Source organism: Arthrobacter flavus (assembly GCF_039526005.1).
In the GTDB taxonomy this organism is placed as follows: Bacteria; Actinomycetota; Actinomycetes; order Actinomycetales; family Micrococcaceae; genus Arthrobacter_D; species Arthrobacter_D flavus.
Window position 1 is genome coordinate 103299 of record NZ_BAAAIJ010000002.1, and the last position, 7985, is coordinate 111283.

Annotated in this window: 6 protein-coding genes; 4 read left to right on the forward strand and 2 right to left on the reverse strand. The window is 59.9% G+C overall.

Annotation, left to right across the window (positions count from 1 at the left end; genetic code table 11):
- Positions 1-4 precede the first annotated feature (4 nt).
- The 3 genes from ABD059_RS00915 (at position 5) to ABD059_RS00925 (ending at position 4548) form a co-directional block, all read left to right on the forward strand.
- Positions 5-1216 carry a phosphotransferase family protein gene (locus tag ABD059_RS00915; RefSeq protein WP_343877170.1) on the forward strand — a complete coding sequence of 404 codons (1212 nt, stop codon included), beginning with the start codon at positions 5-7 and terminating at the stop codon, positions 1214-1216.
- Complete coding sequence (locus ABD059_RS00920) at positions 1213-2343, forward strand: phosphotransferase family protein (RefSeq protein ID WP_343877171.1); 1131 nt, start codon at positions 1213-1215, stop codon at positions 2341-2343. Before ABD059_RS00915 ends, ABD059_RS00920 begins: the two co-directional genes overlap by 4 nt.
- A 204-nt stretch (positions 2344-2547) precedes the next feature.
- Positions 2548-4548 (forward strand): CAP domain-containing protein, encoded by a 2001-nt coding sequence (locus tag ABD059_RS00925; RefSeq protein ID WP_343877172.1) that lies wholly within the window; start codon positions 2548-2550, stop codon positions 4546-4548.
- Positions 4549-4635: 87 nt separating this feature from the next.
- Here the strand turns inward: ABD059_RS00925 and rsmD are convergent, their stop codons facing one another.
- The gene (rsmD, locus tag ABD059_RS00930) at positions 4636-5214 is read right to left on the reverse strand and encodes a 16S rRNA (guanine(966)-N(2))-methyltransferase RsmD (RefSeq protein ID WP_343877173.1); all 579 of its coding nucleotides are present in this window, start codon (positions 5212-5214) and stop codon (positions 4636-4638) included.
- 226 nt (positions 5215-5440) lie between these two features.
- On the opposite strand from rsmD, the gene ABD059_RS00935 reads away from it, so the two are divergent.
- Positions 5441-5647 (forward strand): hypothetical protein, encoded by a 207-nt coding sequence (locus ABD059_RS00935; protein WP_343877174.1) that lies wholly within the window; start codon positions 5441-5443, stop codon positions 5645-5647.
- Positions 5648-5708: 61 nt separating this feature from the next.
- On the opposite strand, the gene ABD059_RS00940 is transcribed toward ABD059_RS00935, so the two are convergent.
- On the reverse strand, positions 5709-7313 hold the full coding sequence (locus tag ABD059_RS00940) for an alpha/beta fold hydrolase (protein ID WP_343877176.1): 1605 nt from the start codon (positions 7311-7313) through the stop codon (positions 5709-5711).
- Positions 7314-7985 lie beyond the last annotated feature (672 nt).

Sequence of the window (7985 nt, forward strand, 5' to 3'; positions counted from 1 at the left end):
CGCCATGACTGTCAGCCCGACGTCGACCGTGGATATGGCTTTGCCTGGTCTTGCCCCGTTTTTCGATAGTGACCAGCTGAGCGAGCTGCTGGGTCGGCCGGTGCGTGCTGATCGGCTTCGGCATAAGCCGGGGACGTCGGCGGTTGCCAGGTTGCGGGAGGACGACGGCGGGATCAGCTGGCTAGCCACCTATGCCCCCCCTGTAGCGGTCAAGCTGGAGAAGGTCTTTGCTCGGGCGGTGGCCAGCGGGCTGGAACTAGGGCACGTGGTGTTGCCGGATCATCCAGGCCACCGTCTGGTGACGGGTCCGATCGAACTGGATCACCGTTTGTACAAGCCATTGGCGCGTTTTCGCAGGGCGGGGATGGAGCGTCTGTTCACCGATCGGGTGGTGTGGGTGCTCAATTACAACCCGCAGCGCAGGGTGGTGTTTGAGGTTGTTCGTGGGGAGGAGCGGTTGGTGTGCAAGGTCGGGACTGCTGTCCCCTATGCCGATGGACAACTTCTGTCGCAGCTTGCTGCCAGTGGAGTCCCTGTGTTGGAGACTGTTGAGCCCATGGGGTTGCCTTCGTCGCGGCAGCTCCAGTACTTCACCTGGTTTGGTACTGGTGATCTCAGCACCGTGGAGCAAGGTAACGCCGGTGCAGCCTCGTATGCTGCCGGTGTGGCGTTGGCTCTTCTTCATGCCCAACCCCCTGCGTTTGGTACTCATCGGTGGCGGGCGCCGGCCGGATCGCTTGTGGACCTGGTGGAGGAGAACTCGTTGTTGTCTCCGGAGCTTGCTGGCCGTCTTGAGCGGTTGCGTGCCGGGTTGGAGCCGTTGCTGCGACGTCCGGGCAGGGCGGCGCTGATGCATGGCGATTTTTCCGCCGATCAGGTGCTGGTCGATGGCTCCGATATTCGGTTGACCGACCTGGAGCGTTGTACCTATGGTGCCGGCGCATCGGATCTGGGCAGTTTTGCAGCGGTTGAGATTTTGCACGGCGCTGCTGACGGCTCTCTGGCGAAGGGCTCCGAGGTGTTGTCGCTTCCCCGTACTGCAGCCATGCTGGACGGCTACAGTGCTGGGCCGACTGGTGCCACCGATTCCGAGGTGCTGGCGTGGACCATCTTTCACCTGCTCAGCCGTCTGAGCAACTCTTTTCGGTCCTGCTCCCCCACCTGGCGGCACGACATGGCTAACCACCTTGAGCTGATGGAGGACATCCTGTGGTGACAACTGTTCCTGAGAGCATGGCCGATCGTTCCGGCCGAGAGCTAAAGGTTCATCGGGCGTGGCCCAAAGATGGTGGTCGGCTGATCTTTGAGGCCTCTGACGCCGAGAACGGCCAGATACGTGCCGGGACAATCGAGCACGACGGCAGAGTGAGGCTGTCCCCCTTTGCCGAAGATCCCCTGTTGACTGGTTTGCCTGGCGCTGCGGCCCAGGGGCAGCTGTTGGTTCATCGGTACAAACGGCGTGCTGTGGTGCGCGATGCTGTGGGCTTCACCAAGCTTCTGGTGCCAGGGAAGGCTGAAGGCGTGGCTGCGTCCCATCGGCTGATGCGTGCGTTGGCTCAGCCGTCGGGGATCGTGATGCCCGACGTCGTTAGTCAGCATTCGGCGGGTGTGACCCTGACAGCGGTCCACGGGGTCAGTTTCCACGAACTGGGTCAGGCGGTAACGGGACAGGTCTCTTCGAGCCACGTCTCTCCGCATCAAGGGTCTTCGCAGCCGCCCCTGTCCGAACGAGTTCCCTCAGTCGAGGACGGGTGGGAGCAGGCGTGGCACCAGTGGGCGGTGCGCTGGCCCAGGTTGGCTGTAGCGCCGGCTGTGTCGGGTGTGCCTGAATTGCCCACCCACTCGACGCGGGATGAAGCTCGGACGGTGTCTCGCTGGGTGAACCAGGTCCAGGAATTCGGAGCGTTGGCCGTTTCAGCTGAAAGACTCCAAGGAGCATCGTCCCAGGTGGCTCGTCTACTGATTTCCGGAGCGCCCGAACGGTCTGTGTTGTCGCATCGGGATTTGCACGACAAACAGCTGCTGTTCAACGCTGATTCTGGCTCGGTCGGGTTGATCGACTGTGACACTGTGTCGGTCGCCGAGCCGGCGCTGGATTTGGCAAATTTGTTGGTACATATCGACTTTCGGCGAGCGCAGGGTGTCTTCTCTGCTGCTGCGGCATCGACCGCTAAGCAGGCAATCCTTGAAACCGCTTTGGCAATGAAGGTGTCCGACACCCGGATGCACGCCTATTCAGCGGCGACCAGATTGCGGCTGGCTTGTCTGTATGCATTTCGGCCGCCGTATCGGGCTGTCGCTCACTTCTGGTTTGAGCGTCTGGAAGCGGATCTTCGGAAGTAAGGCGAGAGGTTTCTTGCTGCAAACACCGCTCGGGTGCGACGTAGCGACTTTTGATCTGATGTATCCGACATCTGAATAGGCGTTTTTGCGCCCACGGGAAAAGCTGACTTTTCGGCCACAAAACCCGGAGAAAATTGGGTATTTCAGAGTAATTATGTGGTTTATGCTTTGAGGGTCTCGATCAATATTCTCTGGGGGAATTCAATGTCACTATTTTCCGGGCACCACCCTGTCCAGACCCGCACCGCAGACCTTGGTCGTCCCACGTTGGTACAGCCACATTCCGGTAAACATGGGCAGGTCCGCAGCGGTGTCAGGAAGATTCTGGCTGGCTTTGTCGGTTTACTACTGGTGGCGACGACTTTCTCCCTTGGGGCTGCACCAGCGGCGGCCAGTCCTGAATCTGATGTCATTCAGGCGAGCCCAGCGCCGAGCACCCTGGATCTTGCCAACAAGCAACAGATCCTGGACGTTTTCAACGGCATTAACGTGTTCCGTGCGAACAATGGGTTGGAGCCGGTCAACTTCAACGTGACCGCCGCAGAGGTTGCCGAAGACTGGTCCGACTACATGGCGACGAACCAGATGTTTCTTCACAACCCCGGCTATGCCTCGGATCCAAGGGTTGCCAATCGGTGGACACGCGCCGGGGAAGTCATCGCTGCCCGGTGGGACACCACAGGCCAGAGTCTTGTCACCCAATGGGAAAATTCGCCGGGACATCGCTCGATCTTGAGCGACCCCGGGTTCAAAACAATCGGAGTCGGCATCTTCATTACGGGCAACAAGGATTACCGGAATGAACCGCGCAACTACACCATGTACGGAACAGTTAACTTCTTCACTTTTGTACAACCTCCCGTGGGAACATACGCAACGGCGCAGGACTACTTCGACGGAAAACCTTCCCTTGATGTGCCGCCCCTCAGCAAGGTGACAACCCAGTCGCCGACGTGGGATAACTCGACAGGTAACTACACCATCCCCGCGGTGACCGGCGTCGACTACTTCGTCAACCAGAAAAAGACTCCGGCGGGCACCCACCATTCTGGGTGGAACCGGATCAATATCGAAGCGCGAGCACAGCCGGGGTATCAGCTCTTCGGAACAGTGTCCTGGTCCCACACTTTTGTCCGTCCGTCCACCACAGTAACTCCTGCACCCGTGGTCTTCACCGACAAGGACGGCACCGCTCAGGACACCATCACGATCCCTTCAACAGAGGGAGTTGAGTACACAATCGGCGGTACTCGCACCCCCGCAGGAACCCACCCGGGGAAGGGCTACGTCAGCGTCTACGCGAACGCTAAACCCACTTACATCATTCGGGACGGTGCCACTACGCGTTGGACCAAGGAGTTCAAGGAAACCCCTTACCGGGTAACTCCTGCACCCGTGGTGTTTACCGACAAGGACGGCACCGCCAAGGACACTGTCACGATCCCCTTCACCACAGGTGTCGAGTACTTACTCGCCGGTAAGCCAACTGCCAAGGGCGTCTATACGGGTAAAGGTGCCGTCACCGTGACCGCCCGTGCCAGGACCGATTACGTTCTTGAACCCGGTGCCACCGCCAAATGGACCACCACGTTCAGCAGCGCTAACGCGCCGTACGCACCGCCGAGAGTCTCGCCCTTCGCGGATGTCTCCACCAAGCAGCTGTTCTACAAGGAAATGTCCTGGCTCGCTGCACAAGGCATCAGCACCGGTTGGAAAGAACGAAACGGAACCAGCACCTACCGTGCGCTTGTGCCGGTCAACCGCGACGCCATGGCGGCGTTCCTTTACCGTGCAGCCGGATCCCCCGACTACACACCTCCAAAGCGGTCTCCATTCGCGGATGTCTCCACCAACCAACTCTTCTACAAGGAAATGTCCTGGCTCGCTGCACAAGGCATCAGCACCGGCTGGAAAGAACGGAACGGAACCCGTACGTATCGTCCGCTGCAGCCAGTCAACCGCGACGCCATGGCAGCATTCCTCTCCCGTGCAGCCGGATCCCCCGACTACACACCACCAAAGCGGTCTCCATTCGCGGATGTCTCCACCAACCAACTCTTCTACAAAGAAATGTCCTGGCTCGCTGCACAAGGCATCAGCACCGGCTGGAAAGAGCCGAACGGGACGAGCACGTATCGTGCGCTGCAGCCAGTCAACCGCGACGCCATGGCAGCATTCCTTTACCGTGCTGACGGAAGACCATAACCGTCCCTCCCTTCTGACGCTATTCCGATAGCAGCAGAAGGGAGGAATGGGTACCTGGCATGCCGGTGGCGGTGAGCGCCTAGGAAACTAGACCGCTGCCACGGCCGGTTCCGCGAACCACAGCTTGGTTTCGCCATACTTTTTTTCGGCAAATCGTTCCAGACCGGCTGGCCACTCAGGTTCCTGCGAGCGCGATGAACGTTCCAGTACGACGACAGCGCCCTCTGCCAGGTGGGGAACCAGGGTTTTGAGGATGTCGGTCAGCGCCTCGTTTTCTACCGGATAGGGAGGATCCATCAAAACGAGATCCCATTGATCCGACGGAACAGCCCGATCCAGGTAGGTTTCTACCCTGAGGTGGTGCACTCGGACAGTCGGGTGTTTGAGGGTTTTGTTCACCAGGTCGGCGTTGGTTCGGCTCACTGCAACGGCTTTGTCGCCCGATTCCACCAGATCGACGATCTTTGCTCCACGGCTGGCGCTTTCGACACCCAGCGAGCCGGAACCGGCAAAGAGATCGAGCACTCTGGCATCGGTGATGACCTCGTAGGCGTCGAGACGCGAAAACAACGCCTCTTTGACCCGGTCAGTGGTGGGCCGTGTTGCCGTGCCCGGAACACTGAATAACGGTATGCCTCCAGCGGCTCCGGCGATGATTCGACTCATGTTTCAACTGTATCGACATGACGTGGAACGTTTGGCCACCGATTGCGGTGTGCCGAGAGGGGCGGCACATGGTTGGGATCGACTCGGGTTGTCGCAATGGCTGGGTCAACTACTACAGATTCAGACGGTGTGCTGGGATACGCCGTCGTCCCTGATGATCGGGAGATAGCGCGAAGAGGTCCAAAGCCCCTAGCCATTCGGAGGCTGGCAGGCCGAGAATACGCTCATGAACACTATGGATGCTTCATCAGAGACGCCCGACCGTGAGTTCCACGAATACTTGCCCGGTGTGGGGATTAGCCTGGGCGCGGGCGCCGGCGCCACGATAGGTGTGGCGATTGCGGGTGGACCTGGCATAGCGGTGGGCGCTGGCATCGGGGCAGCCATCGGGTTGCTGGTGGGTGCTGTTGCGAGGCTGATGTACAGACCATAAGCGGCTTCGGCTGGCCTGTTGTGGATGGACCACCTGTCGTTGAGGGCAGACCGGGGGCTTCCTATTCGCTGGTGTCCGCCAGCACCTCAGACATCAGCCGATCAAACTCGGCTGGCTGTTCCCACATTGGTCGGTGCCCTGAGGTCTCAAACACACGCAGTTCCTTGGAGGGAGCAGCCAGCATCTCGTACCACTCTTCCGCGAGGTCGGCGCGACCAGGGGCCTCGTAACGTCCCTGCGCCAGATACACGGGGATATCAAGGCTCGTCACCTGTTCTCTAAAGTCGATCTCTTGCAGTTGTGGGTAAAGCATTGCGAAGACGTCGAGGGTGACGCCCAGGTTTCGAATCTTTTCAACGTTGGAGTACTCCTCGACAAAGAGCCCTTCGAAGTTTTGGCCTGCACCCTCGGCGTTCGGCGTGTGGTCGTACGGATGAACGAGTTGTTCGGTGCCGATCGCCGGTTCGTAATGTCTGATGTCGGTGTACGGCGGCGGACCGTTTGCCTCCAGTGTGGCTGCCAATCCGGCGTCGCCGGTGCTGCGTGCCCACTCCAACGCATCCTCGTAAAAGATGATGTCGGTGGCGCGCTGGCTCACCATCTGGCCGACGCCGACGAAGGCACGGTAGAGCTGAGGTTCACGATCTGCGAGAAGCACCCCGAGCGTTGACCCCCAGGATTGTCCGACCAGGTAGATACGGTCCTGACCGAACCTTTGGCGAAGATACTCTGTGACAGCTAGTGCGTCGCGAATTGCGTTTTCAAGCGTAAAGGTTGATGCCGGCTCGAATTGGTGCATCGACTTGCCGGTGCCTCGCTGGTCGAGGGTCGCAACGACAAAATCCTGCTCCAGGGCTCCCCCGTGGTTGCGCATCGCTCCCAGTTCTGTGCCTCCGGGACCTCCAGCAAGAAACAGCAGAACCGGGTTCGTGTCGCTGCGTCCTCGGATCATTACGCTCAGCTGATGATCTCCGACATCCACATTTGCGAACTCGGAGACGCTTCCTGGCAACGGGGTGCCGTCCTCGGCAACGATAGGGTCCGTGGATCCCGGCAACGCGACGAAGAACCCGAGAAGAAGAACAATGACCCCGGTCAGAGCCGTCAGTCCGCGGAACAAGAATGTCCGTGTACGCCGGTGAACCGGAGCACTAGTGTCTTGGCCTTTGTGCTGCTTTCTCGACCGAACAAACGCAGCACCAAGGATGGCGCCCAACATCATCGGGATCAGCACCAGAAGCCAATGGAACCCCCGTCCGGTGACAAAGGCGATGATGCCGTATATCGAGTCGAGCCGAATCTCGTCCACGGTTGGGCCTTGAACACCTGCACGGAAGAGCTCGAACGACACTAGGAAAAACACTGGTGCAACAAGAATCGCCCACCGAGAGCGAAGAGCGACGCCGCTGGCGGCACCGACCAGCAGACTCATCGCCACAGTTACTGCGGCTTGGATTTCCGTCAGGGGGCCTCGGGGGGTCAGCCAACCGGCCATCAGCGCATACCCGACCGTCACAGCCGCAGTGGTTGCAAGTCCTACCCACGGTTTAGCGAGGGTGTTGCTCAGTCGGCTTGGCTCGGCCGGGGCAGTCTGGGACGGCGAAGGGGCTAGCTGCTCTTTTGACATTTCCGTAACTTCCTTGAGGTGGCGATCCTCATCTGTCATGGAGGGGGCGATCCTTATCTGGAGACCAAGTCCCGTAAATCCAGAGTCTGCGGCTTCAACTGGTTCGCCCACTTCCCATTCGACTGCTCACCCAGCCGTCGGCACAGAGTCGAAGGTCCTACAGTGCCGTGCAGCAACCCGGGTGTCCGCAGTCGTGCCGTGAGCCTTTTGTCAGGCCAGGCCAGTCGCCAGGACTCGAGGACTCGAGGACCCACCGACCCACCGACCCACCGACCCACCGATGACTGTGCTGCCTCGCCGACCCACGATGACTGTGCTGCCTCGCCGACCCACGATGACTGTGCTGCCTCGCCGACCCACGATGACTGTACAACCCCGCACGACCCACGATGACTGTACAACCCCGCACGACCAACCAGACCGAGCCGCCTCGCACCCCTCAGCGAGCGACAACAAACCCCACCGCATCCCTCGTGCTCCTTTCCCCGTTGTTTTTGCCTGCTGGCGAAGCTTGCGTAGCTGTGCCTGTCGGAACCTGGTCAACCCGTAGGGCAAGAGAGCGGGGCAAGGTGGGAGGAAATAAGCGACGTAGGAGCGCCGGACACGGTGGGTTGATCGCGCAGCGGCGTAGCCGTTGAGCTGGTGGAGCAGGTACGTATGATCCGAAGGAGTCTCAATGATGTTGTCAACCGCTCCCGGACGGTGTTTGGG